Here is a 25,826-nt window from a genome sequence, read left to right on the forward strand (position 1 = left end):
GGCGCCAATCGCGCGTCGAAACCGCGGGCGGTGCCGGCGGGCATTGGGCGGCGGCCCTGTCGGGCGCTGGCATTCTTTCACAATCGTTTGGCTGCGACGCCCGCGCCCTGTGGTCAAATACAGGGTTTTCCACGAAACCGTAACGATCCAGGACGGCGAGGTCATATTTGGCGGGGCAGTCGAACCAGCAAGCACACACGGCGCATGACGCGGGCCCGCGCGCGGCACGCGATCGCGCCGGCGCCGCGGCCCGCGTCGCGCGGGCGGCCCTCGCGGGTTGCCTGGCCGCGTGCTTCGCGCTGCCGGCCCATGCGAAGTACGACGTCGACATCGACGCGCCGCGCTCGATCCGCAAGCTCCTCAAGACCCATCTCGATATCGCCCGCTTCGCCAAGCGCGACGACATCAGCGACGACCAGTTCGACTTCCTCGTGACCGCCACGCCGCAGCAGGTGCGCGACCTGGCCGCGACGGCCGGCTATTTCTCGCCGGTCGTGCGTACCGACGTGCGCACCCGCGACGGCAAGCGCGACGTGCGCATCGCGGTCGACCCGGGGAAGCAGACCGTCGTGTCGACGGTCGAGCTGGCGTTCAAGGGGCCCGTCGAAACGGAGGATCCGGCGCAGGAGACGGCCACCCGTTTCGCGTTCTCGATGAAGCCGGGCGACCCGTTCACGCAGTCCGACTGGGACGACGCGAAGAGTGCGGCGCTCCGGCAATTGCAGGCGCGCCGCTATCTCGGCGCGAAGATCGCGTCGTCCGAGGCGCGCATCGATCCGCGCACGCGGCGCGCGACGCTCGCGGTCACGTTCGACAGCGGCCCGACGTTCACGATCGGCAAGGTCGACGTCGACGGCGTGCGCCGTTATCCGGAAAAGATCGTCACGAACGTCAATCCGCTGTCGGAAGGTGAGATCTACGACGTGCGGCGGATCAACGAATTGCAGCGGCAGTTGCAGAACACGCCGTACTACGCGAGCGTCGCGATCGACGTCGGCGACGATACGTCGAAGCCCGAGCGCACGCCCGTGCACGTGAAGGTCAGCGAGTTCCCGTACAACAACATCCGCGGCGGCGTCGGCTTCGCCACCGATACGGGGCCGCACGTGCAAGGCTCCTATACGTATCTCGACACCTTCGGCGCCGCGTGGCCGCTGACCGTGTCGGGCCGGCTCGACCAGATCCAGCAGTACGGGCAGGTCCAGCTGTCGATGCCGCCGGGCGAGAAGGGCTGGACCAACAGCGTGCTCGCGTCGTACACGAACACCAACGTGTCCGACACGCGTATCTACAGCGCGCGGGTCGGCGTGCAGCGCACGCGCACCGGCCAGTTCATCGACTATTCGTATTCGCTGATGTATTACCAGGACCGGCTCGACCAGAACGGCGCGGGGCCGACCACGAGCCGCGCGCTCGTGCCGCAATGGGCGTGGACCCGCCGCAACGTCGACGATCCGCTGTTTCCGCGCTCGGGCAACCTGATTCACGCGGAGGCCGGCTTCGCGGTCAAGGGCGCGCTGGCCGACGAAACCTTCATCCGCGGCTACGCGCGCGGGCAGCAGTACCTGCCGATCGGCAAGCGCGACCTGTTCGTGTTCCGCGCGGAGCTCGGCGGCGTGTTTACCAGCGGCAGCTCGACCGGCGTGCCGGCGTCGCTGCTGTTCCGCGCCGGCGGCTCGAATTCGGTGCGCGGCTACGGCTACCAGAGCATCGGCAACAGCGTCGACGGCTCCGTTCTGCCGACCAAGTACCTGGTGACGGGCACGGCCGAATACCAGCACTGGTTCAACCGCGACTGGGGCGCCGCGACGTTCTTCGACATCGGCACCGCGACCGATGCGTGGGGCGAGCGCGTGTTTTACCCGGGCGTGGGCGTCGGTGCGCGCTGGCGCAGCCCGGTCGGCCCGATCAACGTCGACGTCGCGTACGGGTTGCGCAACCACAGCGTGCGCCCGTATTTGACGCTCGGCATCGCTTTCTGAACCCGCCGTCCTATTGACGACGACCCGCACGACGAACCGCATGACGAAGGACCCGAACGACACGCCGCCGCCTCACGATCCGGATTCGCCCGACGGCGCGCCCGACACGCCGCCGCGCGCGCCGCGCCGCGGCCGCGCGTGGCGTGTCGTCGCGTGGACGCTCGCGACGGTCGTGCTGCTCGTCGTGCTGGCGGCGGGGCTCGTGCTGGGCGCGGTGACGACCGAACGCGGGACGCGGCTCGCGTGGCAGGCGGCCGGCAAGGTGCTCGGCGCGCGGCTCGCGGGCACGCTCGAAGGGGGCTCGCTCGCGACCGGCGTACGCCTGCGCGGGTTCGCGTGGACCAGCCCCGACGGCACCGGCACCGAGGTTCGCATCGACCGGCTCGATGGCCGCTGGGCACTGACGCGCGCGCCGTGGCGGCTGTCCGTCGCGTATCTGCGCGCCGGCACGATCGACGTGCGGATCGCGCCGGGGCCGTCGACGCCGAGTACGATGCCGCAGGACCTGAGCCTGCCGCTGCAGGTGCGGATCGACGACCTGCGCGTCGACCGCCTCGCCATTCACGAAGGCGGTTCGACGACGCAGCTCGACCATCTCGCGCTGAACGGCCGCAGCGACGGCCGTCACCATGAACTCGTGCTCGACGGCGTCGACACGCCGTACGGCGCGCTGACCGCGCGTGCGAAGCTCGACGGCGTGAAGCCGTTCGCGCTGACGGGCGAAGCCACCTATGCAGGCAAGCTGTCCGACGAAGCGGTCGATGCGCGGGCCCGCGTGTCGGGCTCACTCGAGGCGCTCGTCGCCGAGGTCGATGCGAGCGGAATGAAGCTGAACGGGCGCGCGCACGTCGAGGCCGCGCCGTTCGGCGCCGTGCCGCTCACGCGCGCGACGCTCGCGTTCGATCACGTGAACCCGCAGGCGCTTTCGCCCGGCGCCCCGGCGGCCGATCTCGCGGTGCGCGCGGAACTCGCACCGGTGACCGCGCCGGCAGGTTCGGCGTCGGCGAAGGGGTTCGCGGTGACGGGCCCGGTGTCGATCGTCAATGCGAAGCCGGGCACGCTCGGCGATCATCTGCTGCCGCTGATCGACGCGCATGCGACCGTGCATCTCGACGCGCACGCGCAACGGATCGACGGCCTCGCGCTGAAGCTGATCCGCGACGGCAGCGTGACGGGCGGCGGCACGCTCGCGGGCGGCAAGGGCCGCTTCGACATGAAGGTCGCGAACCTCGACCTGAACGCATTTGTCGCCGAGTTGCGGCCGATGCGCCTGGGCGGCCCGCTCGGCGTCACGCTCGCGGGCGATGCGACGACCGTCGATTTCGACCTGAACGACCCGAAGCTCGCACTCGGCGCGCGCGCCAAAGTCGCGCTGACGCAGAAGCAGACCGTGCTGACCGACACGCGCGTGACTGCGGCCAAGGGGCGCATCGACCTGACCGGCGTATTCCGCCACGACGCGCATTCGAGCTACGACGCGAAGGCGACGCTCACCGCATTCGATCCGCTGCTGCTCGCCGCGACGGGCGCACCGAAGGCGGGCGGCGGCAAGGCGCCGGCGAAGGCCGCCAAGGCGCCGGCCAAGCGCGGCGAGACGCGCGTGTCGGGCACGCTGACGGCGTCGGGCGCATTCGCGCCGCAGGTCTCGACGAAGGCGACCTTCAAGCTCGCCGACAGCTTGTACGACGGCGTGCCGCTGACCGGCGCCGGCGTCGTGCAGCTCGCCGGCTCGCGGATCCTGCCGAGCAACGCGACCCTGTCGATCGCCGGCAACCACGTCGACCTGCGCGGCAGCTTCGGCGCGCCCGGCGACCGGCTGCGCTTCGTCGTCGACGCGCCGCAGCTCGACCGGCTCGGCTTCGGCGTCGAAGGGCTCGTGCAGGCGCAGGGCGACCTGACCGGCAGTTTCGCGCATCCGAACGTGACGGCCACCTACAAGGCCGAGCACGTCGTCGTCGGTTCGAACCGGATCGGCACCGCGCAGGGCCGCGCGGACATCCGCGACGGCGCACACGGCGCACTCGTGTTCACGGCCGACGCGGCCGACATCGCGCTCGGCTCGTTCAAGCTGAAGTCGTTGCGCGCGAACCTCGACGGCACGCGCGCGAAGCACACGCTCGACGCAGCGGCGCTCGGGGTGGCCGGCGGCCGCGTGATCGACCTGACGCTCGCGGCGAACGGCGGCGTGGTCGAGAACCGCGACGGCATGCGCTGGGACGGCACCGTCACGCGTCTCGCGAATCGCGGCACGCCGGCGCTCGCGCTGCAGGCGCCGCTGACGATCTCGGCCGGCGCCGGGCGCGTGACGCTCGGCGCGACGCGGCTCACGCTCGAAGGCGCGGCGATCGACCTGAAATCGTTCGTGTTCGATCGCGGCCAGATGCGCTCGGCGGGCGCCGTGACCGGCGCGTCGGTCGCGCGTTTCCTCGAGGTTCGCCAGGCGCTGACCGGCCAGCGGCCGCCGGTGCGGACCGACGTCGTGCTCGATGCCGACTGGGACTTCTCGCTCGGCGCGAACGCGACGGGGTACGTGCAGGTGAAGCGCCGCGGCGGCGACGTGACGATCGAGACCGGGCGCGGCATCGCGTCGCTCGGCCTGACCGATCTGTCCGCCCGCGCGAGCTTCGCGCCCGGCAACCGGCTCAACGTGACGGCGCTCGCGAAGGCGAGCCGGATCGGCACGCTCGACGCGAACGTCGCGGTGCCGTTCGCGCTGCGCGACGGCGTGTTCGGCATCGTCGACGACGGTCCGCTGTCGGGCCGCATCGACGCCGACATCCCCGCGCTGAAGACCACCGGCAACCTGTTCGGGCCGAGCTACCTGCTCGGCGGGCGTGCGGCGCTGAAGCTGACGGTCTCCGGCACGCCGGTGAAACCGAACCTGTCGGGGACGCTGACGGGCGACGACCTTTCCGCGACACTCATCGACCAAGGCGTGCAGCTGAAGGACGGCATCGTGCGCGTGAAGCTGTCGGACAACCTCGTCGAATTCCAGCAGGTCGAATTTCACGGCGGCGACGGCACGCTGCGCGCGCTCGGCCGCGTGCGCCTCGACGGCGAGGCGCCCGACCTGACCGCCAGCATCGTCGCGGACAAGCTCGAACTGTTCGCGGCGCCGGACCGCAAGCTGTCGCTGTCGGGCAAGGCCACCGTCGCGAACGACGGGCCGCGCGGCGCGCTGTCGATCGACGGCAAGTTCGTGGTCGACCGCGCGCTGTTCGACCTGCCCGAGCAATCGGCGCCGCACCTGTCCGACGACGTCGTGATCGTGCAGCCGGACGGCACGGTGCGCGGCGAGACGCCGACCGGCACCGCGGCCGCGAAGCCGAAGCCGGTCGAAAACAAGCCGGCGCCGTCGCTGGCGCCGCGCGCGAACATCGACGTCGGTCTCGGCAACAACTTCCGCTTCAAGGGCCACGGCGCGGATCTCGGGCTGCGCGGCACGATCACGGTGATGAGCGCGCCGGGCGTGCCGCTGCGAGCGGTCGGCAACGTGCGCGTGACCGAAGGCTCGACGTACACGACGTTCGGCCGCAAGCTCGCGGTCGAGAACGGCTTCTTCACGTTCAACGGCCCCGTGTCGAACCCGGGCGTCAACATCCTCGCGATGCGGCGCAACCAGGAGGTCGAGGCCGGCGTGCAGGTGACGGGCACGATCCAGTCGCCGACGGCCAAGCTGGTGTCGGAGCCGAACGTCACGGACAACGAAAAGCTGTCGTGGCTGCTGTTCGGGCACGGCACCGACCAGGGCAACAACGTCGGCCAGCAGGGGGCGATGACGGCCGCGCTCGGGCTGCTTGGCAGCGTGACCGGCAAGCGCGTCGCGCAGACCTTCGGACTCGACGAGGTGTCGGTCGGCCGCAGTGAAGTCGGCCTGACCGATCCGCAGGTCGTGCTGGTGTCGAAGGCGATCAACGAGCGGTTCGTGCTCGGTTTCGAGCAGGGGCTGCAATCGGCGAGCAACGCGTTCAAGGCGACGATCAACCTGACGCGCTTCTGGTCGGTGTCCGCGTACGGCGGCACGTTCCAGGGCGTCGATCTGAACTACACGCGGCGCTTCGATCGCTGGTTCGGGCAGCGCTGAGCGCGGGCGCGGCGTACCGGGCGGCGATAAAAAAGCCCCGCGCGACTCGAATCGTGCGGGGCTTTTTTGCGCAGGCAGCAGCGCGTTCGGCTTACTTCACGCGCATGCCGGGCTTCGCGCCGCTGTGCGGTTCGAGGATGTAGAGGCCCGGTTCCGCCTTTTCGTCGGCGGCCGACGCGGCGAGCACCATCCCTTCGGACAGGCCGAACTTCATCTTGCGCGGCGCGAGGTTCGCGACCATCACCGTCAGCTTGCCGACGAGCTGCTCCGGCTGGTACGCGGACTTGATGCCCGAGAACACGTTGCGGGTCTTTTCCTCGCCGACGTCGAGCGTGAGCTGCAGCAGCTTGTCCGAGCCTTCGACGGCCTGGCACGCGACGATCTTCGCGATGCGCAGGTCGATCTTCGCGAAATCGTCGATCGAGATCGGCGCGTCGTCGGCACCGTTCGCGGCGGCCGGCTTCTCGTTGGCATTGCGCTTCGCATTCTTCGCGGCGTTCGCGCTCGCGGCGGCTGCACCCGTCGCTTCGGCCTGCAGCGAATCGCGGTTCGCGGCGAGCAGCGCTTCGATCTGCTTCGCATCGACGCGCGTCATCAGGTGCTGGTACGCCTTGATCGGCTGCGCCGACGACAGCGGCTTCGCGGCATCGGCCCACACGAGCGGCGGGATCCCGAAGAACGCCTCGACCGCTTCGGCGACGCGCGGGATCACCGGCTTCAGCGCGAGCGACAGCAGGCGGAAGGCTTCGAGGCTCACGCTGCAGGTTTCGTGCAGCGCGACCGCGTTGGCCGGATCCTTTGCGAGATCCCATGGCTTCGCGCCGTCGACGTACGCGTTCACTTCGTCCGCGAGCTCCATCGTGTGGCGCAGCGCGCGGCCGTATTCGCGTGCTTCGTAGTTCGCGGCGATCTGCGCAATCGCATCGCGCAGCTTCGCGACGAGCGGATGATTCATCGCGCTGTCCTGCACGCGGCCGTCGAAACGCTTGATCAGGAAGCCTGCCGCGCGACTCGCGATGTTCACGTACTTGCCGACGAGATCGCTGTTCACGCGCGCCTGGAAGTCGTCGAGGTTCAGGTCGATGTCTTCCATCGTCGCGTTCAGCTTCGCGGCGAAGTAGTAGCGCAGCCACTCGGGGTTCAGGCCCGTGTCGATGTAGCTCCGCGCGGTGATGAACGTGCCGCGCGATTTCGACATCTTCGCGCCGTCGACCGTCAGGAAGCCGTGCGCGAACACGTTGGTCGGCGTGCGGTGGCCCGAGAACTCGAGCATCGCCGGCCAGAACAGCGTGTGGAAGTACAGGATGTCCTTGCCGATGAAGTGATACTGCTCGGCCTTCGAGCCCGGGCGGATCCACGCATCGAAATCGATGCCGTTGCGGTCGCACAGGTTCTTGAAGCTCGCGTAGTAGCCGACCGGCGCGTCGAGCCACACGTAGAAATACTTGCCGGGCGCGCCGGGGATCTCGAAGCCGAAGTACGGCGCGTCGCGCGAGATGTCCCAGTCGGCGAGCTTGGCTTCGCCGGCATCGCCGAGCCATTCGCGCATCTTGTTGGTCGCTTCGGGCTGCGCGAGGCCGCTCACCCATTCGCGCAGGAACGATTCGCAACGCGGGTCGGACAGGCGGAAGAAGTAGTGCTTCGAGGTCTTGCGCACCGGCGTCGCGCCCGACACGACCGAATACGGGTTCAGCAGTTCGGTCGGCAGGTACGTCGAGCCGCACACCTCGCAGCTGTCGCCGTACTGGTCCTTCGCGTGGCACTTCGGGCACTCGCCCTTGATGAAGCGGTCCGGCAGGAACATTTCCTTGACCGGATCGTACGCTTGCTCGATTTCGCGTTCGGCGATCAGGCCGGCTTCCTGCAGCGCCAGATAGATCTTCTCGCTCAGCACCCGGTTCTCGTCCGAATCGGTCGAGTAGAAGTTGTCGAACGACACGCCGAAGCTGTCGAAGTCGCGCTTGTGCTCGGTCCACACGCGGTCGATCAGCTGCTTCGGCGTCAGGCCTTCCTGCTCCGCGCGCAGCATGATCGGCGTGCCGTGCGTATCGTCGGCGCCGATGTAGTAGACCTCGTGGCCATGCATTCGCAGCGCCCGCACCCAGATGTCGGTCTGGATGTACTCGACCAGGTGGCCGATGTGGATCTGCCCGTTGGCATAGGGCAGTGCGGACGTAACGAGGATCTGGCGGCCGCCTTGCGGCGCCGCAGCCTGCACGGAAGTGAGGTCGGATGCGGACATAGGGTCTGGAGAAGAACAGCGGGAAAAACGACGGGAAACCGCGATTCTAGCAGGGGCACGGGCCGGCGCGGCGGGCACGCGCCGCGGACCGGGCGGCGGAAGGGGCGCAGCCGCGCATGCGGCGCGCCCGACAGCGTCGTGCTGCATTGCAGCACGAATTTCGCGGGCAAAAAAAACCGGGGCGGATACGGCCCCGGAGCAACAACGACAAGAGGAGAATGGTGACGCGCCGGCAACACCAGCCGCGTACCGTAAATACTGACCACGGCCTGCGACAGAAGTTCGAAAAATTTTTCGATTTGTTACCGGCCCCGCCGAAAGCCTTGTGAGGCGGGGCTGTGCGGGCAGGGCGCCCGCACGTTTCCTCTCGTGGTCGCGCTTACTGATGCTGTTGCGGCGCGCGCAGGTAGATCTCGACGCGGCGGTTTTGTGCGCGGCCGGCTTCGGTCGCGTTGTCCGCGATCGGGTTCGATGCGCCCATGCCTTGCGCCGACAGACGGCCGCCGTTCACGCCGCGCTGCACGAGCGCGTTCACGACGCTTTGCGCGCGGTTCTGCGACAGCGTCTGGTTCAGCTGCGCCGAGCCAGTGCTGTCCGTGTAGCCGACGATCGACGCCGTCACTTGCGGGTTCTGGTTCAGCGTCGTCGCCAGGTCGTTCAGCAGCGGCGTGAACGCCGGCGTGATCGCGTACTGGTTCGTCGCGAACGTGACCGAGCTCGGCACGTTCAGCTTCAGCGAGCCGTCCGGCTGTTCGGTGACCTGCGTACCCGTCTGCGCTGCCGACGGCGCGAGCTTGTTCTTGATCGCTTGCCAGTTGTAACCCGTCACGCCGCCGACCAGTGCACCGACGCCCGCGCCGATCGCCGCGCCCTTGCCGCCGCCGGCCAGTGCGCCGATCCCTGCGCCCAGCGCCGCACCCGTGCCGGTGCCGACGGCCGTATTGTTGCCCTGCTGCGTGGCGCAGCCTGCCAGCAGCGCGCCGGCGAGTGCGAAGACGGACAGGCGAGTCGCGATTTTCATGTTCATGTTGGATTCCTCTCTTGGTTGAACGAGTCGACAACGACGACAAACAACAGCTACGGCTCCCTGCGCGGGCCGGCCGAAAAAGGAAGGCCGGCCTGCGCTCGCGGCAGCCGCCGAGGCGGTCGCATGCCCTGTCCGTCAGCGTGGCTGTTCGGACAGTGCGACGCGTCAGCCTCTACAATATAGGCGTAAGCGGCCGATTTGGCCCTATAGCGTGCCGCACGCGAAGAGTGCGCCGGGTCGCGCGTTCGCGCAATGGCGTGCAACAGATTCTTTCACTTTTCCCGATTTTCGCAGCGTAATTTGATATTTTTTGACGTTTGCGCGCGCGAAAAACGTTTTCACGGAGTTTCGATGAGCATTGACCGGGCACAAGTCGACGCCGCACTGGCGGCAGTCGTCGACCCCAATACCGGCCGCCCGTACGCGGCGAACAAGGGCGTGCGCAACGTCGCGATCGACGGCGATGTCGTGGCGCTCGACGTGGTGCTCGGTTATCCGGCGCGCAGCCAGCACGACGACGTGCGCGCGCGCGTCGCCGCGGCGCTGCAGGCCGTGCCGGGCGTGCGCGATGCGCGCGTCGCCGTGTCGCAGGAGATCGTCGCGCATACGGTGCAGCGCGGCGTGAAGTTGTTGCCGAACGTGAAGAACATCGTCGCGGTCGCGTCGGGCAAGGGCGGCGTCGGCAAGAGCACGACGGCCGTGAACCTCGCGCTCGCGCTCGCCGCTGAAGGCGCGGCGGTCGGCATCCTCGACGCCGACATCTACGGCCCGTCGCTGCCGACGATGCTCGGCATCCACGGCCAGCGCCCCGAGTCGCCGGACAACCAGTCGATGAACCCGCTCGTCGGCCATGGGCTGCAGGCGAACTCGATCGGCTTCCTGATCGAGGAAGACAACCCGATGGTGTGGCGCGGCCCGATGGCGACGTCCGCACTCGAGCAACTGCTGCGCCAGACCAACTGGCGCGAGCTCGACTACCTGATCGTCGACATGCCGCCCGGTACGGGCGACATCCAGCTCACGCTCGCGCAGCGCGTGCCCGTCACCGGCGCGGTGATCGTCACCACGCCGCAGGACATCGCGCTGCTCGACGCGAAGAAAGGGCTGAAGATGTTCGAGAAGGTCGGGATTCCGATCCTCGGCATCGTCGAGAACATGAGCATCCACATCTGCTCGAACTGCGGCCACGAGGAGCACATCTTCGGCGCGGGCGGCGCGGAGCGGATGGCGAAGGATTACGGCGTGAACGTGCTGGGCAGCCTGCCGCTCGACATCGCGATTCGCGAGCGCGCCGACAGCGGCGCGCCGACGGTTGCGGCCGAGCCGGACGGCGCGCTGGCGCGGCGCTACCGCGATATCGCGCGCGGCGTCGCGCTGGCGATCGCCGAGCGATCGCGCGACATGACGTCGAAGTTCCCGTCGATCGTTGTTCAAAATACGTAAAACCCTTGCGGGGCGGGGCCTCACGCTGTTTACGGCGCCGCGAGGCGCGGTATCATGGCGACTTTTCCCGGGTCCCTTTACCCACCCGGCGCGGCCGTCGTCTCACACGGCCGCCAGCCGGTATGAGGATCGAATGAAACAACGACATCACGGCGTGCGCGCCGGCCGCGCGCGGCGCGCGCTGCTGGCCGCCGCCGCGCTGGGCCTGCTGGCCGGCTGTACCTCCTTTTCCTCGTCGCACGAAAAACGGGCCGACGCGCAACTGCAGCCGACGGTCGGCTCGCAGGCGCGCGGCGCGGTGACGTTCGTCGAGCGCCCGGACGGCGTGCAGGTCACCTACAACCTGGTCGGCCTGCCGCCGAACAGCGATCACGCGCTGCAGGTGCACGAACGCGGCGACTGCAACGCGGGCGACGGCTCGAGCGCCGGCCAGGTGTTCGCGCCGGCCGCCGACCGGCTGCGCGCGGGCGCGCGCGTCGCCGGCGATCTCGGCAACATCCATGCGGATGCGAACGGCGTCGCGGCCGGCTTCATCGTCGCGCCCGACCTGGCCCTCGATGGCGTGCGCTCGGCGATGAACCGCGCGGCGCTGGTGCACCGCGACTCGAGCGACCCGGCGTTTCCCCAGCATGGCGCGGGACCCGCGCTGGCTTGCGGGGTGATCCGTTGACGGCCGCCGCATGCGCGGGCCGACGATCGCGTAAAATGTGCGCCTTTCCCGGCCGCCGCCTGGCGCGAGCGGCCCTTCCCGACTGTCACGCAGCGTTTCCTGGCGCCCCGATATGAAACGACCCCAACGCTCACTTCGTTCGCTCGGGGGGACGCAGTCCCCCCGTTCCCGCCATGCGCGGAGGCCGGCATGAGCATCAAGTCCGACAAATGGATTCGGCGCATGGCCGAAGAGCACAAGATGATCGAGCCGTTCGTGCCCGATCAGGTCCGCGCGTCCGAGGACGGCCGCCGGATCGTCAGCTACGGCACGTCGAGCTACGGCTACGATATCCGCTGCGCGGACGAATTCAAGATCTTCACGAACATCAACTCGACGATCGTCGATCCGAAGAACTTCGACGAGGGTTCGTTTGTCGATTTCAAGGGCGACGTGTGCATCATCCCGCCGAATTCGTTCGCGCTGGCTCGCACCGTCGAATATTTCCGCATCCCGCGCACCGTGCTGACGGTCTGCCTCGGCAAGTCGACCTACGCGCGCTGCGGGATCATCGTCAACGTGACGCCGTTCGAACCCGAGTGGGAAGGCTACGTCACGCTGGAATTCTCGAATACCACGCCGCTGCCCGCGAAGATCTACGCGAACGAAGGCGTCGCGCAGGTCTTGTTCTTCGAGAGCGACGAGGTGTGCGACGTGTCGTACGCCGATCGCGGCGGCAAGTATCAGGGTCAGCGCGGTGTCACGCTGCCGAAAACCTGATCTGGTTGCATAACGTCTCACCAGTTTCCGGGTGACCGCTGCGCGTGACGCGCCGCGGTCGTTCTTTTTGGAGAATCGCCCATGAAGTTTCGTTTTCCCGTCGTCATCATCGACGAAGATTTCCGCTCCGAGAACATCTCGGGCTCCGGCATCCGGGCGTTGGCCGAAGCGATCGAGAAGGAGGGCGTCGAAGTCCTCGGCCTCACGAGCTACGGCGATCTGACGTCGTTCGCGCAGCAATCGAGCCGCGCGTCGTGCTTCATCCTGTCGATCGACGACGACGAACTCATGCTCGGCGAAACCGGGCCGGACGGCGAGCTGCCCGAGCTCGCGACCGCGATCATCGAGCTGCGCGCGTTCGTCACCGAAGTGCGCCGCCGCAACGCGGACATCCCGATCTTCCTGTACGGCGAGACGCGCACGTCGCGGCATCTGCCGAACGACATCCTGCGCGAGTTGCACGGCTTCATCCACATGTTCGAGGACACGCCGGAGTTCGTCGCGCGCCACATCATCCGCGAAGCGAAGGTCTATCTCGATTCGCTCGCGCCGCCGTTCTTCAAGGAGCTCGTCAAGTACGCGGACGAAGGCTCGTACTCGTGGCACTGCCCCGGTCACTCGGGCGGCGTCGCGTTCCTGAAGAACCCGCTCGGCCAGATGTTCCACCAGTTCTTCGGCGAGAACATGCTGCGCGCGGACGTCTGCAACGCGGTGGACGAACTCGGCCAGCTGCTCGATCACACGGGCCCGGTCGCGGCGTCCGAGCGCAACGCGGCGCGCATCTTCAGCGCGGATCACCTGTTCTTCGTGACCAACGGCACGTCGACGTCGAACAAGATCGTCTGGCACGCGACGGTCGCGCCCGGCGACATCGTGCTGGTCGACCGCAACTGCCACAAGTCGATCCTGCACGCGATCACGATGACGGGTGCGATCCCGGTGTTCCTCACGCCGACGCGCAACCATTTCGGCATCATCGGGCCGATCCCGCGCGACGAGTTCAAGCCGGAGAACATCCGCAAGAAGATCGAGGCGAACCCGTTCGCGCGCGAGGCGATGCGCCAGAACCCGGACATGAAGCCGCGGATCCTGACGATCACGCAGAGCACGTACGACGGCGTCGTCTACAACGTCGAGATGATCAAGGACCTGCTCGGCGACCTGCTCGACACGCTGCACTTCGACGAAGCGTGGCTGCCGCACGCGACGTTCCACGATTTCTACCGCGACATGCACGCGATCGGCGACGGCCGGCCGCGCACGGGCGCGCTCGTGTTCGCGACGCACTCGACGCACAAGCTGCTCGCCGGTATCTCGCAGGCCTCGCAGATCGTCGTGCAGGATTCGGAGAACCGCACGTTCGACAAGCACCGCTTCAACGAGGCGTACCTGATGCACACGTCGACGAGCCCGCAGTACGCGATCATCGCGTCGTGCGACGTCGCGGCCGCGATGATGGAGCCGCCGGGCGGCACCGCGCTCGTCGAGGAATCGATCGCCGAGGCGATCGACTTCCGCCGCGCGATGCGCAAGGTCGACGCCGAATACGGCGACGACTGGTTCTTCAGCGTGTGGGGGCCGGACAACCTGTCCGAGGAAGGCATCGGTTCGCGCGACGACTGGATGCTGAAGCCGAACGATCACTGGCACGGCTTCGGCCCGCTCGCGGAAGGCTTCAACATGCTCGACCCGATCAAGGCGACGATCATCACGCCGGGGCTCGACGTCGACGGCGAGTTCGGCGAGACCGGCATTCCGGCCGCGATCGTCACGAAGTATCTGGCCGAGCACGGGATCATCGTCGAGAAGACGGGCCTGTATTCGTTCTTCATCATGTTCACGATCGGCATCACGAAGGGCCGCTGGAACTCGATGGTGACCGAGCTGCAGCAGTTCAAGGACGATTACGACAACAACCAGCCGCTGTGGCGCGTGCTGCCGGAATTCGTCGCGCAGCATCCGCGCTACGAGCGCGTCGGCCTGCGCGACCTGTGCACGCAGATCCACGACGTGTACCGCGCGAACGACATCGCCCGTCTGACGACCGAGATGTACCTGTCGGACATGGAGCCGGCGATGAAGCCGTCGGACGCGTTCGCAAAGCTCGCGCACCGCAAGATCGACCGCGTGCCGCTCGACGAGCTCGAAGGCCGCGTGACGAGCATCCTGCTCACGCCGTACCCGCCGGGCATTCCGCTGCTGATCCCGGGCGAGCGCTTCAACAAGACGATCGTGAACTACCTGCGGTTCGCGCGCGACTTCAACGAGCGTTTCCCGGGCTTCCACACCGACATCCACGGCCTCGTCGCGGAAGAGGTGAACGGCCGCGTCGAGTACTTCGTCGACTGCGTGCGCGACTGATGGCGACGCACGGACGATTCCGGACGACGCGCGCGGCGCTGGCCGCGCTCGTCGTCTGGGCGGCAGGATTGACGGGGCTCGCAGGCGCGGGTGCCGTTCACGCGGAAGTCGCGGCGGCCGACCCGATCGACGTCGCGATGCGGCAATGTCTCGCGCGGCGCGACCGGTCGTCGCCGGCCGGCCAGATCCAGTGCATGGGCGAAGCGCAGCAGCAGTGGCAGGCAGTGATGGACGGCGCGTACCAGCGCCTGTCGAAGGATGCGCCGGCCGACGCGAAGCGCGGCTGGCAGGAGAGCCAGCGCCGCTGGCTCACGTGGCGCAAGGACGAAGTGCAACTGCTGAAGGCCGTGTACGACACGACGCGCGGCACCGCGTATGCGATGTCGAGCGCCGACCTGCAACTGCAGCCGGTGCGCGATCGCGCGCTGGCGCTGCGCGGGGCGGCCGATCGCTATGCACCGCCGCCCGCCGCCGTGCCGGTCGCGGCGACGAGCGGTGCGCAGGGCGGTGCGGCTGCACCGGCCGGCGCCAAGCCGGCGAACGCGCCGCGCGATCCGGCGATCCGCCGCGTGCGGCCGTGCGCGCAGGACGCCGCGTGCGAACACGCGCTGTTCGACCTGAACCGCTATTACCAGAAGCTGCGCCGCAAGATGCCCGCGCATTCGGCCGCGACGCTCGTGCGCGCGCAGCGCGCGTGGGTGGCGTTCCGCGATGCGACGGCGCCGCTCGTCGGCGAGGACGGCCGCGTCGACCTGATCGGTGCGCGCATCGCGACGATGAAGCGGCTGTCGGAGACGGCCGGCAATCGGTAGGAATCGCGGCGAGGCCGATGATCCGGCTCGGCAACGCAAAACGGGCACCCTCGGGTGCCCGTTAGCATTGGCGGGCCGTGTGCGCCGCTTACGCGCTCTGCTGCGTGTCCAGCCGGCCGAACCACGTCGGCACGAGCGCGACCGCGTCGTCGAGCGACGCGAGCACGTGCAGGCTCAGCGCGACGATGTCGCGCGTCGGCGCCTTCAGGTCGGGCACGGTGACGACCGCGGCGCCCGCGCCGGCGGCCGACAGCGCGCCGAAGTCGCTGTCCTCGAACGCGACGCACGCGTGGGCCGGCACGCCGAGGCGCTCGGCCGCGAGCCGGTAGACGGCCGGGTCGGGCTTGCCGCGCGCGACTTCGTCGCCGCCCGCGATCGCGCGGAAGAACGGCAGCACGCCTACTGCGTCGAGCCGCGCGCGGATCACGTCGCGCGCGGACGACGACGCGACCGCGCACGGAATGCCGGCCTGCGCGAGTGTGTCGAGCAGCGCAAGCGCGCCCGACTTCAGCGGAAACTTCGGATGGGGTTCGGGTGCGGCGAGTTGCTCGCGCACGCGGATGCGCACCGCGTCGAACGTGTCGGGGTCGCCGATCAGTCGCGCGAGGATCACCTGGCCTTCGGCGAACGAGCGGCCGACGATCTGCAGATAATCGATCTCTGTCAGCGCGACGCCGTGCGCGTTCGACACGTCGATCCACGTGTTCATGATGGTCCGCTCGGAATCGACGAGCAGGCCGTCCATGTCGAAGAGCGCGGCGGAAAAGGTCATCGGGGCATCCGTGAAGCGGGGGAGGCGGCGGGCGGCGCGTCGGCCGCCCGAATGAAAAACGGACGCCGAAGGCGTCCGTCGGAGACTGCGGGTCGTTACTTGCCCAGCGCGGCGCGGGCAGCGTTGACGGCCGCACGCACCTGGTCGGGCGCGGTGCCGCCCGGATGGTTGCGGCTCGCGACCGACCCTTCGAGCGTCAGGTAGCCGAACACGTCGTCGCCGATCAGGTGCGCGACGTTCGGCAGTTCCCGCTTCATCTCGTCGAGCGTCAGGTCGGCGAGGTCGATGCCGCGGTCGTCGCAGATCTTGACCGCGTGTGCGACGGCTTCGTGCGCGTCGCGGAACGGCAGGCCGCGCTTCACGAGGTAGTCGGCGAGGTCGGTGGCGGTCGAGAAGCCCTGCAGCGCGGCCGCGCGCATCGCGTCCGGCTTCACGGTGATGCCCGCGACCATCTCGGCGAAGATCCGCAGCGTGTCGGCGACCGTGTCGACCGTGTCGAACAGCGGTTCCTTGTCTTCCTGGTTGTCCTTGTTGTAGGCGAGCGGCTGGCCCTTCATCAGCGTGAGCAGCGCCATCAGGTGGCCGTTCACGCGGCCGGTCTTGCCGCGCGCGAGTTCCGGCACGTCGGGGTTCTTCTTCTGCGGCATGATCGAGCTGCCGGTGCAGAAGCGGTCGGCGATGTCGATGAAGCCGACGCGCGGGCTCATCCACAGCACGAGCTCTTCGGAGAAGCGCGACACGTGCGTCATCACGAGCGCGGCCGCCGCGGTGAATTCGATCGCGAAGTCGCGATCCGACACCGCGTCGAGCGAGTTCGCGCAGATGCCGTCGAAGCCGAGCGTCTTCGCGACCGCGTGACGGTCGATCGGGTAGCTGGTGCCCGCGAGCGCGGCCGCGCCGAGCGGCAGGCGGTTCACGCGGGTGCGGCAGTCGCGCATGCGTTCCGCGTCGCGCGTGAACATCTCGACGTACGCGAGCAGGTGATGGCCGAATGTGACCGGCTGCGCGACCTGCAGATGCGTGAAGCCCGGCATGATCGTGTCGGCGTTCTGTTCCGCGAGGTCGATCAGTGCGCCGCGCAGGTCGTTCAGCAGGCCGCCGATGCGGTCGATCTCGCCGCGCAGCCACAGGCGGATGTCGGTCGCGACCTGGTCGTTGCGCGAGCGGCCCGTGTGCAGGCGCTTGCCGGCATCGCCGATCAGCGCGGTCAGGCGCGCCTCGATGTTCAGGTGGACGTCTTCCAGGTCGAGCTGCCATTCGAATTCGCCGCGCTCGATTTCGCCCTTGATCTGCGCCATCCCGCGTTCGATCGCGGCCAGGTCGTCGGCGCTGATGATCTTCTGCGCGGCGAGCATGTTCGCGTGCGCGAGCGAGCCGGCGATGTCGACGAGCGCGAGGCGCTTGTCGAAAAACACCGACGACGTGTAGCGCTTGACCAGCTCCGACATCGGTTCCGAGAAGCGGGCCGACCAGGCCTCGCCCTTTTTGTGCAGTTGGGACGTCATGGCGATTCTTCGAAGGGGAGTTGGGCGGCGTGCGCCGCCGAGGGAATCCCGCGATTCTAACATTCGCGGGCCGGCCCACCGGCCTTTGCCGGCGCGGGCGGTGCTCAGTCGCGTACCAGCACGACGAGCTTCAGGTCCTCGCGGTGCGCGGGCTTCAGCGTGATCTGCTGGTACACGAGGCGGCCGTCGGCCGGGTGGTCGAATTCGCGCAGCCCGCCTTCGCGCTCGAACACGTCCTGGGATGCCCAGTACTGCGCGAACGCGTCGCTGCCGGCCGTCAGCGCGTCGATCAGCGCGCGCGTCGGCGCATCGGTCAGGTGGCGGATCGCATCGGCGCGGAATTCGGCCGCGAGCCGCCGCGCGCGGGTTTCCCAGTCGACGATCAGCGTGCGGGCGTCCGGCGACATGAACGTGAAGCGCAGCAGGTTGCGGTCGTGCTCGCCGTCGAGCCAGCCGGAAAAGAGTGCGGCGGCCGGCGCATTCCACGCGAGCGCGTTCCATTGGCGGTCGAGCACGTAGGCGGGCGTCGCGATCGCCGCGACGGTCGCGGCGAGCGTCGGCGGCAGGTCGCCGCCCGCGACATCGGGCTCGGCCGGATCGCGCTGCGCGGCCAGCTCGAACAGGTACGCGCGCTCGGCCTTCGACAGTTGCAGCGCGACGGCGATCCGGGCGAGCGCGTCGGCCGACGCCGACACGGGCCGGCCCTGTTCGATCCACGTGTACCAGGTCGGGCTGACGCCGCACAGTTGCGCGACTTCCTCGCGCCGCAGCCCCGGCGTGCGGCGGCGCGGGCCGGGCGGCAGGCCGACGGCCTGCGGCGACAGCCGCTCGCGATGGGCGCGGATGAATTCGCCGAGCGCGCGAGCGGGCGTGGCGTCGAGCGGCGGGACGGGAGCGGAGGACGGCTGGTTCATGCGGAAACGGCGAAATGGAGACGAAGACGCGGCAACGATCAGACAGGTGGATCGAATACCAGAATAACTGCTTAACTTGTACTGGTACACGTGCGGGCCTATTGTAGCGGCTCGCGCGCTGGCAGGGCAGCGGGCGTCCCACAAAACGTTGCACGGGGCCGGATCGCGCGCGGGAGCGCCGGGTTCGGCCGGCTGCATCAAGAAAAGGAGCGAACGATGAAACACCACGACCAGGTCGCCGACGCATTCGGCACGACGGCCGCCGCCTATCTGACGAGCACGGTTCATGCGACGGGCGCCGACCTGCAGGCGCTCGCCGACGCGGTGAGTGCGACGCCCGATGCGGCGGTGCTCGACCTCGGTTGCGGCGCCGGCCACGCGAGCTTCGCGGTCGCGCCGCACGTGCGCGACGTGGTCGCGTACGATCTCGCCGCGCCGATGCTCGCGACCGTCGACGCGGCCGCACGCGAGCGCGGGCTCGCGAACATCCGCACGCAGCAGGGCCCGGCCGAGCGGCTGCCGTTCGACACCGCGACGTTCGACTGGGTCGTGAGCCGGATGAGCGCGCACCACTGGCACGACATGCGCGCGGCGCTCGCCGAGGTGCGTCGCGTGCTGAAGCCGGGCGGCCGCGTGTTGATGATCGACATCGCCGGCAACGACCATCCGCTCCTCGATACGTACCTGCAGGCCGCGGAAGTGCTGCGCGACGCGTCGCACGTGCGCGACTATCGCGCGGACGAATGGCTCGCGATGTTTCGCGCAGCCGGTTTCGATGCGCAGGTGCACAGCCGCTGGCGGTTGCCGATCGATTTCGACACGTGGGTCGCGCGCATCCGCACGCCGGCCGACAGCGTCGCCGGCATTCGCGCGCTGTGGGCGCATGCGCCGGACGAGGTGCGCGGCTATTACGCGGTGCAGCCCGACGGTTCGTTCGAGCACGATGCGTTGCTGATCGACGCGCACTGAGCGTGCGGCGCGCGGTTTCTCGTCGCATGAAAAAAGCCGCGATCCGCATGGGCGCGTATCGCGGCTTTCGTTGTCCCGGGCGGCGCGGAATGCACCCGCGCCGCGCGCGGATCAGCCGGTGTTGCGCAGGCCGGCCGCGATCCCGTTGATCGTCAGGTGAATCCCGCGGCGCAGCCGCGCGTTCGTGTCGCCCGCGCGGTGACGCTTGATCAGCTCGACCTGCAGGTGGTTCAACGGATCGAGATACGGGAAGCGGTTCTTGATCGAGCGCGCGAGCAGCGGATTGGTCGCGAGGCGGCTTTCGTGCCCGGTGATTTCCGCGAGCGCCTGCGACGTGCGCTCCCATTCCGCGACGATCCGCTCGAACACGTGCTTGCGCAGCTTGCGGTCGGGCACGAGTTGCGCATAGCGCGACGCGACCGCGAGATCGGTCTTCGCGAGCACCATGTCCATGTTCGACAGCAGGTTCGAGAAGAACGGCCAGGTCTTGTTCATCTTCTTGAGCAGCGCGACGCGTTTCGCGCGTTCGGCGTCGTCGGGCGCGCCGTCGAGATACGCGCTCACCGCGCTGCCGAAGCCGTACCAGCCGGTCAGCAGCAGCCGGCACTGACCCCACGAGAAGCCCCACGGAATCGCGCGCAGATCCTCGATCTTGCGCTGCTTCGGATCCTGCAGCTTGCGCGACGCGGGGCGGCTGCCGATGTTCAGCTCGGCGATCTCGGTAATCGGCGTCGACGCGAAGAAGTAGTCGGTGAAGCCCGGGGTTTCGTAGACGAGCGCGCGATACGCGGCCATCGCCGAGTCGGACAGCGTCTGCATCGCGGCTTCGAACGCGGGCAGTTGCGCCGGTGCGTTCGACTGCGGCAGCAGCGACGCCTCGAGCGTCGCGGCGACGACCGTCTCGAGGTTGCGCCGGCCGATCGACGGGTTCGAGAACTTGCTCGCGATCACCTCGCCCTGTTCGGTCAGGCGGATCTGGCCGTTCACGGTGCCCGGCGGCTGCGACAGGATCGCCTGGTAGGTCGGGCCGCCCCCGCGGCCGACCGTGCCGCCGCGGCCGTGGAACAGTCGCAGCGTGATCTTGCGCTCGCGGAACAGGTCGACGAGCGCGAGTTCCGCGCGATAGAGCTCCCAGTTCGACGTGAGGAAGCCGCCGTCCTTGTTGCTGTCGGAGTAGCCGAGCATCACTTCCTGTTCGGCGCCCTGGTGCGCGATCAATGCGTCGATGCCCGGCAGCGCGAAGTATTCGCGCATGATGCGCGACGCGTCGCGCAGGTCGGGGATCGTCTCGAACAGCGGGATCACCATCAGGCTGTTGCGCGCGTCGCCGCCCGGTACGCCGAGCGTGCCTTCGAGCAGGCCCGTCTCCTTCTGCAGCAGCAGTACTTCGACGAGGTCGCTGACGGTTTCCGTGTGCGAAATGATGTAGTTGCGCACCGCGCGCGCGCCGAATTGCGCGCGGACCTCGCGCGCCTTCTCGAACACGCCGAGCTCGCTCTGCGCGAGCGCCGAGTATTCGAGGTACGGCGAGCGCAGCGGGCGCGGATCGGCGAGCGCGGCGAGCAGCACGCGCAGCTTGTCTTCCTCGGCGAGCGCCGCATAGTCGGCCTCGACGCCCGCGCGCGCGAACAGCTCGGCGACCACCGCCTCGTGGATGTCGGAACTCTGGCGCAGGTCGATGCTCGCCAGATGGAAGCCGAATACTTCGGCCGCGCGTACGAGCGGCGCGAGGCGCGGCGCGGCGAGCGACGTGCCGTGGTGTTCGTCGAGCGACGCGGTCAGCACCTTCAGATCGGCGACGAACGCTTCGGAATCTTCGTACGGAATCGCGCGCACCGGCGGCGCGCCGCGGCCCGCGCTGCGCACGGGCACCGTGCCTTCGCCGACGCGCACGCGCGCGCTCGCGGCGAGCCGCGTGTAGATGCCGATCAGCGCGCGGCGATACGGTTCGTCGACGCGGTGCGGCGACTGGTCGGGCGACGCTGCCGCGAGCGCCTTCACCGCGTCGTTCGCGCCGACCAGCAGGTTCGACACCGACAGCTCGGCGCCGAGCTTGTGCACCTGTTCCAGATAGTGTTCGAGGATCACCGCGGCCTGGCGGTTGATCGCCTCGTCGAGCGTCGACGCGGTCACGTTCGGGTTGCCGTCGCGGTCGCCGCCGATCCAGCTGCCCATCTGGAAGAACGCGGGCACGCGGGCCGACAGGCCGTGCTCGGCGAGCGCGGCCTCGATGTCGCCGTACAGCGCGGGCAACTCGTCGAGGAAGGTCGCGCGGTAGTACGACAGCGCGTTCTCGATTTCGTCGCCGACCGTCAGGCGCGAGTCGCGCAGCATGCGCGTCTGCCACAGCGCGGTCACGCGCGCGCGCAGCATCGCTTCGTTGTACTGGCGCTCGCGCGCGGTCAGTTCCTGGTCGCGCTCGGCGAGCAGGCGCGCGATGTCGTGCTGCGCGTCGAGGATGCTCTTGCGCTGCACTTCGGTCGGGTGCGCGGTCAGCACCGGCACGATCAGCGCATCGTCGAAGAAGCGTTGCAGCAGGCGCTTCGACGCGTTGCCGGTGGTTTTCAATTGATCGAGCGCGTACGCGACCGTGCCGGGCTGCGGCGCGGAGCCGGCCAGTGCGTGGATGCGGCGGCGGCGGTTGTGATGGCGGTCTTCCGCGATGTTCGCGAGGTGCGAGAAATAGCTGAACGCGCGCACGACGCTCACCGTCTGCTCCGGCGTCAGCTTGCGCAGCTTCTTCTCGAGCGTCTGCGCGGCTTCGCTGTCGTCCTCGCGGCGGAACTTGACCGCGGTCTGGCGGATCGCCTCGACCACGTCGAACACGGTATCGCCTTCCTGTTCGCGCACGACGTCGCCGAGCAGGCGGCCGAGGAAGCGGATGTCTTCGAACAGCGGGCGGTCCTTGTCGTCGCGCGCGCGGGTGCCGGCCTTCGTCGCCGTTTTTGTCTGACGTATCGGGTCTTTCGGTTTCGTTGCCGTGGGTTTCGTTGCCGTTTTCGCACGGCCGTTCGCGGCGGTGGCGAGCGTGCCCGTCGGGGCGTCGGAGGAGGGCAAGGCAGCATTGCGGCGCGCCGTACGCGCCGATCCGGAAGACTTCACGATGGGTTTCCTTGGGAAAGCTCGAGTCAAAAGGAACTGCGGAAACTGCGGGAACTGCGGTCAAGCAACCAGCTACGTGCGGCACATCCGCACAACGGCGCCGCGACCCGCACGGAAGCAGGCCGGGCGCAGGCTCCGGGCTCGGGCCGCCGGGGCGTGCGTGCTACCATTGTTCGGTCTTCAATCCCGTCCTTCGATGTTCCAGCAATGAATTCCGAGACCCCCGCGGCCGGGCCGCAACAGGCACGGCCGCCCGCGACGTTGACGATCGCTTCGCGCGAGAGCCGCCTGGCGATGTGGCAAGCCGAACATGTGCGTGATGCGCTGCGCAAATTATATCCAGCTTGTGACGTGAAAATCCTCGGGATGACGACGCGCGGCGATCAGATTCTCGATCGCACGCTGTCGAAGGTCGGCGGCAAGGGCCTGTTCGTGAAGGAACTGGAGAGCGCGCTGGCCGACGGCCGCGCCGATCTCGCGGTGCACTCGCTGAAGGACGTGCCGATGGCGCTGCCCGACGGCTTCTCGCTCGCCGCGATCATGGAACGCGAGGACCCGCGCGATGCGTTCGTGTCGAACGACTACGCGTCGCTCGATGCGTTGCCGGCCGGCGCGGTCGTCGGCACGTCGAGCCTGCGTCGCGAAGCGATGCTGCGTTCGCGTTATCCGCATCTCGAGGTCCTGCCGCTGCGCGGCAACCTCGACACGCGTCTCGCGAAACTCGACCGCGGCGACTACGCGGCGATCATCCTTGCGGCGGCGGGGCTGAAACGCCTCGGTCTCGAAGCGCGGATCCGCACGCTGCTCGACGTCGAGGCCAGCCCGCCCGCAGCCGGCCAGGGCGCGCTCGGCATCGAGATCGCCGCGCACCGCGACGACGTCGCCGCGTGGCTCGCGCCGCTGCACGACCCGCAGACCGCGCTCGCGGTCGAGGCCGAGCGGATGGTGTCGCGCGCGCTCGGCGGCAGTTGCGAGGTGCCGCTCGCCGCGCACGCGGTGTGGCGCGCGGGCGAGCTGTACCTGACGGGCCGCGTGTCGACCACCGACGGCAAGCGCGTGCTGACGGCCGAGGAGTGCGGGGCCGTCGTGACCGTCGCCGATGCGCTCGCGCTCGGCCGCGCGGTATCCGACGAGCTCGAGGCGCAAGGCGCGCTCGACATCGTCCAGGCGCTGCTCGCGGGCTCGCAGGCCGCGGGCAAGGGCGACGCCTGATGGCGGGCGGCGCGCGCGCGTTCACCGCTGTCCTGACGCGTCCGGACGGCCAGTCCGACGCGCTTGCGTCGCAACTGGCCGATGCCGGTTGCGACGTGCTCGAATTCCCGCTGATCGACATCGCGCCGGTCGACGATCCGGCGCCGCTCGACGCCGCGTTCGCGGCGCTGGCCGACTACGCGCTGGTGATTTTCGTGTCGCCGAACGCGATCGATCGCGCGCTCGCGCGGTACGGCGCGATCTGGCCGAACGCGCTGCCGGTCGGCGTGGTCGGGCCCGGCAGCGTCGCGGCGCTCGAGCGTCACGGCATCGCGGCGCCCGCGCATCGCGTGATCGCGCCGCAGCCCTCGCCCGACGGCGGCGTGCCCCATTACGATTCGGAAAGCCTGTTCGCGAGCATCGAGGCCGCGTTCGGCGGCGCGCAGGCGCTGGCGGGCAAGCGCGTGCTGATCGTGCGCGGCGACGGCGGACGCGAATGGCTTGCCGACCGCCTGCGCGAGGCCGGTGCGGACGTCACGCTCGTCGCCGCGTACCGGCGCGTCGTGCCGGAGCCGCGCGTCGGCGCGTGGGAGCGCGTGCACGCGCTGCTCGACGGCCAGCCGCACGCGTGGCTGGTCACGAGCTCGGAAGGCGTGCGCAACCTGCACGAGCTCGCACGCGTCCACCTGAACGACGCCGAGATCGACGCGCTGAAGCATGCGCCGCTCGTGACGCCGCATCCACGGATCGAGCAGACCGCGCGCGCATTGGGTTTTGATAGGATTACGCTGACCGGCGCGGGCGATGAGCGCATCGTCCGCGCGTTTCGAACGATGGCCGACGAGGCCGTCCAACCGGCGACAGCCGCACCGGTGACTAAACGCATGACAGATACCAACGATTCCAAAAGCGTCGCTTCCCAGCCGGCCGCTGCATCCGCACCGCCGTCCAGCCCTCCTTATCTCGCGCCCGAGCCGCGTGCGCGCCGCGGCGGCAGCGCGGTGCTGTGGTTCGTCGTCGTCGTGCTCGGCTGCGCGGCGGGTGTCGGCGGCTACGCACTGAACCGCAAGATCGATCGGCTCGACGGTACGTTCGTCGCGCGCCAGAAGGCGCTCGACGCGCAAGCGGCCGAAACGCGGATGAAGACCGAGCAGGCGCTCGCCGGCACGCACCAGGTCGACACGCAGCTCGCGCAGCTCGACGGCAAGCTCGCCGATGCGCAGAGCGCGCAGCAGGCGCTGCAGCAGCAATACCAGGACCTGTCGCGCAACCGCGATGCGTGGATGCTCGAGGAAGTCGACCAGATGCTGTCGAGCGCGAGCCAGCAGCTTCAGCTGACCGGCAACACGCAGCTCGCGCTGATCGCGCTGCAGAACGCCGACGCGCGTCTCGCGACGTCGCAGAGCGCACAGGCCGTCACGGTGCGCAAGGCGCTCGCGCAGGACATCGAGAAGCTGAAGGCCGCGCCGGCAGCCGATCTCACCGGCCTTGCGATCAAGCTCGACGATGCGATCGGCAAGATCGACGCGCTGCCGCTGTCGGGCGAGGCGATCGTGCCGCACGCAGCGCCGAAGGCCGCGCCGGCCGACGCCGCTTCGTCGATCGCTGCCGGCGAACCGCGCTGGAAGGTGTGGTGGCACGACTTCTCGGCCGGTCTCGGTCAGCAACTGAAGGGCCTCGTGCAGGTGCGCCGGATCGATCACGCGGATGCGATGCTCGCGTCGCCCGACCAGGGTTACTTCGTGCGCGAGAACGTGAAGTTGCGTCTGCTCACCGCGCGGCTGTCGCTGCTGGCGCGCAACGACAGCGCGATGAAGGCCGACCTGCACGCCGCCCAGGCGTCGCTCGGCAAGTATTTCGATCAGGCGTCGAAGGACACGCAGACCGTCGAGGATCTGCTCAAGCAGGTTGACGGCGCATCGCTGACCGTCGCGGTGCCGAACCTGAACACGAGCCTGAACGCCGTTCAGCAGTTCAAGAGCCGGGGGTAACG

At 68.9% G+C, this 25,826-nt stretch carries 16 protein-coding genes; 10 read left to right on the forward strand and 6 right to left on the reverse strand.

Translation table 11 applies throughout. The features are described from left to right. The first annotated feature begins 167 nt into the window (after positions 1-167). Positions 168-1,982: an autotransporter assembly complex protein TamA gene (locus tag WS89_RS30755; protein ID WP_059795805.1), complete on the forward strand. Its 1,815-nt coding sequence runs from the start codon at positions 168-170 to the stop codon at positions 1,980-1,982. A gap of 40 nt (positions 1,983-2,022) precedes the next feature. Further along, positions 2,023-6,066, forward strand: a complete 4,044-nt coding sequence (locus WS89_RS30760; protein WP_059795986.1) for a translocation/assembly module TamB domain-containing protein — start codon at positions 2,023-2,025, stop codon at positions 6,064-6,066. 91 nt (positions 6,067-6,157) lie between these two features. Here the strand turns inward: WS89_RS30760 and metG are convergent, their stop codons facing one another. Both metG and WS89_RS30770 read right to left on the reverse strand, forming a co-directional pair. After that, on the reverse strand, positions 6,158-8,308 hold the full coding sequence (gene metG, locus WS89_RS30765; RefSeq protein ID WP_059795808.1) for a methionine--tRNA ligase: 2,151 nt from the start codon (positions 8,306-8,308) through the stop codon (positions 6,158-6,160). 379 nt (positions 8,309-8,687) lie between these two features. After that, positions 8,688-9,335, reverse strand: coding sequence for an OmpA family protein (locus WS89_RS30770; protein WP_006485420.1), 648 nt, complete (start codon positions 9,333-9,335; stop codon positions 8,688-8,690). A gap of 351 nt (positions 9,336-9,686) precedes the next feature. Between WS89_RS30770 and apbC the strand changes: the two genes are divergently transcribed. The 5 genes from apbC to WS89_RS30795 all read left to right on the forward strand — a co-directional run bounded on the left by apbC (position 9,687) and on the right by WS89_RS30795 (position 15,380). Next, entirely contained in the window at positions 9,687-10,778 is a 1,092-nt protein-coding gene (gene apbC / locus WS89_RS30775; RefSeq protein ID WP_059504822.1) for an iron-sulfur cluster carrier protein ApbC, read from the forward strand. A 133-nt stretch (positions 10,779-10,911) separates the two neighbouring features. After that, positions 10,912-11,448 carry a superoxide dismutase [Cu-Zn] gene (sodC, locus tag WS89_RS30780; RefSeq protein ID WP_034208121.1) on the forward strand — a complete coding sequence of 179 codons (537 nt, stop codon included), beginning with the start codon at positions 10,912-10,914 and terminating at the stop codon, positions 11,446-11,448. Positions 11,449-11,637: 189 nt separating this feature from the next. Beyond that, complete coding sequence (gene dcd / locus WS89_RS30785; RefSeq protein WP_006398615.1) at positions 11,638-12,207, forward strand: dCTP deaminase; 570 nt, start codon at positions 11,638-11,640, stop codon at positions 12,205-12,207. Between the two features lie 81 nt (positions 12,208-12,288). Beyond that, on the forward strand, positions 12,289-14,568 hold the full coding sequence (locus tag WS89_RS30790; protein WP_059795810.1) for an arginine/lysine/ornithine decarboxylase: 2,280 nt from the start codon (positions 12,289-12,291) through the stop codon (positions 14,566-14,568). Further along, positions 14,568-15,380: a lysozyme inhibitor LprI family protein gene (locus tag WS89_RS30795; RefSeq protein WP_059795812.1), complete on the forward strand. Its 813-nt coding sequence runs from the start codon at positions 14,568-14,570 to the stop codon at positions 15,378-15,380. The genes WS89_RS30790 and WS89_RS30795 overlap by 1 nt, the downstream gene beginning before the upstream one ends. An 88-nt stretch (positions 15,381-15,468) precedes the next feature. Here WS89_RS30795 and WS89_RS30800 read toward each other — a convergent pair whose 3' ends face one another. The 3 genes from WS89_RS30800 to WS89_RS30810 all read right to left on the reverse strand — a co-directional run bounded on the left by WS89_RS30800 (position 15,469) and on the right by WS89_RS30810 (position 18,571). Beyond that, positions 15,469-16,152, reverse strand: coding sequence for an HAD family hydrolase (locus tag WS89_RS30800; protein ID WP_059795814.1), 684 nt, complete (start codon positions 16,150-16,152; stop codon positions 15,469-15,471). 95 nt (positions 16,153-16,247) lie between these two features. Beyond that, entirely contained in the window at positions 16,248-17,657 is a 1,410-nt protein-coding gene (gene argH / locus WS89_RS30805; protein WP_059504829.1) for an argininosuccinate lyase, read from the reverse strand. Positions 17,658-17,761: 104 nt separating this feature from the next. Then, positions 17,762-18,571, reverse strand: a complete 810-nt coding sequence (locus WS89_RS30810; protein ID WP_059504830.1) for a helix-turn-helix transcriptional regulator — start codon at positions 18,569-18,571, stop codon at positions 17,762-17,764. 216 nt (positions 18,572-18,787) lie between these two features. On the opposite strand from WS89_RS30810, the gene WS89_RS30815 reads away from it, so the two are divergent. Next, positions 18,788-19,540, forward strand: coding sequence for a class I SAM-dependent methyltransferase (locus WS89_RS30815; protein ID WP_059504832.1), 753 nt, complete (start codon positions 18,788-18,790; stop codon positions 19,538-19,540). 111 nt (positions 19,541-19,651) lie between these two features. On the opposite strand, the gene ppc is transcribed toward WS89_RS30815, so the two are convergent. Beyond that, positions 19,652-22,642, reverse strand: a complete 2,991-nt coding sequence (ppc, locus tag WS89_RS30820; RefSeq protein WP_059795816.1) for a phosphoenolpyruvate carboxylase — start codon at positions 22,640-22,642, stop codon at positions 19,652-19,654. 207 nt (positions 22,643-22,849) lie between these two features. On the opposite strand from ppc, the gene hemC reads away from it, so the two are divergent. Together hemC and hemDX are read left to right on the forward strand one after the other, a co-directional pair. Beyond that, positions 22,850-23,854: a hydroxymethylbilane synthase gene (gene hemC, locus WS89_RS30825; protein WP_059504836.1), complete on the forward strand. Its 1,005-nt coding sequence runs from the start codon at positions 22,850-22,852 to the stop codon at positions 23,852-23,854. Next, positions 23,854-25,824: a fused uroporphyrinogen-III synthase HemD/membrane protein HemX gene (hemDX, locus tag WS89_RS30830; RefSeq protein ID WP_059795817.1), complete on the forward strand. Its 1,971-nt coding sequence runs from the start codon at positions 23,854-23,856 to the stop codon at positions 25,822-25,824. The genes hemC and hemDX overlap by 1 nt, the downstream gene beginning before the upstream one ends. The last annotated feature ends 2 nt before the right edge of the window (positions 25,825-25,826 follow it).

This window comes from Burkholderia sp. MSMB1072, from assembly GCF_001524725.1.
In the GTDB taxonomy this organism is placed as follows: Bacteria; Pseudomonadota; Gammaproteobacteria; order Burkholderiales; family Burkholderiaceae; genus Burkholderia.

Excerpts from the sequence above, each read along its gene's own strand:
- WS89_RS30760 (WP_059795986.1), top strand. The coding sequence starts at position 2,023 with ATGACGAAGGACCCGAACGACACGCCGCCGCCTCACGATCCGGATTCG.
- metG (WP_059795808.1), bottom strand. The coding sequence starts at position 8,308 with ATGTCCGCATCCGACCTCACTTCCGTGCAGGCTGCGGCGCCGCAAGGC.
- WS89_RS30770 (WP_006485420.1), bottom strand. The coding sequence starts at position 9,335 with ATGAACATGAAAATCGCGACTCGCCTGTCCGTCTTCGCACTCGCCGGC.
- apbC (WP_059504822.1), top strand. The coding sequence starts at position 9,687 with ATGAGCATTGACCGGGCACAAGTCGACGCCGCACTGGCGGCAGTCGTC.
- sodC (WP_034208121.1), top strand. The coding sequence starts at position 10,912 with ATGAAACAACGACATCACGGCGTGCGCGCCGGCCGCGCGCGGCGCGCG.
- dcd (WP_006398615.1), top strand. The coding sequence starts at position 11,638 with ATGAGCATCAAGTCCGACAAATGGATTCGGCGCATGGCCGAAGAGCAC.
- WS89_RS30790 (WP_059795810.1), top strand. The coding sequence starts at position 12,289 with ATGAAGTTTCGTTTTCCCGTCGTCATCATCGACGAAGATTTCCGCTCC.
- WS89_RS30795 (WP_059795812.1), top strand. The coding sequence starts at position 14,568 with ATGGCGACGCACGGACGATTCCGGACGACGCGCGCGGCGCTGGCCGCG.
- WS89_RS30800 (WP_059795814.1), bottom strand. The coding sequence starts at position 16,152 with ATGACCTTTTCCGCCGCGCTCTTCGACATGGACGGCCTGCTCGTCGAT.
- argH (WP_059504829.1), bottom strand. The coding sequence starts at position 17,657 with ATGACGTCCCAACTGCACAAAAAGGGCGAGGCCTGGTCGGCCCGCTTC.
- WS89_RS30810 (WP_059504830.1), bottom strand. The coding sequence starts at position 18,571 with ATGAACCAGCCGTCCTCCGCTCCCGTCCCGCCGCTCGACGCCACGCCC.
- WS89_RS30815 (WP_059504832.1), top strand. The coding sequence starts at position 18,788 with ATGAAACACCACGACCAGGTCGCCGACGCATTCGGCACGACGGCCGCC.
- hemC (WP_059504836.1), top strand. The coding sequence starts at position 22,850 with ATGAATTCCGAGACCCCCGCGGCCGGGCCGCAACAGGCACGGCCGCCC.
- hemDX (WP_059795817.1), top strand. The coding sequence starts at position 23,854 with ATGGCGGGCGGCGCGCGCGCGTTCACCGCTGTCCTGACGCGTCCGGAC.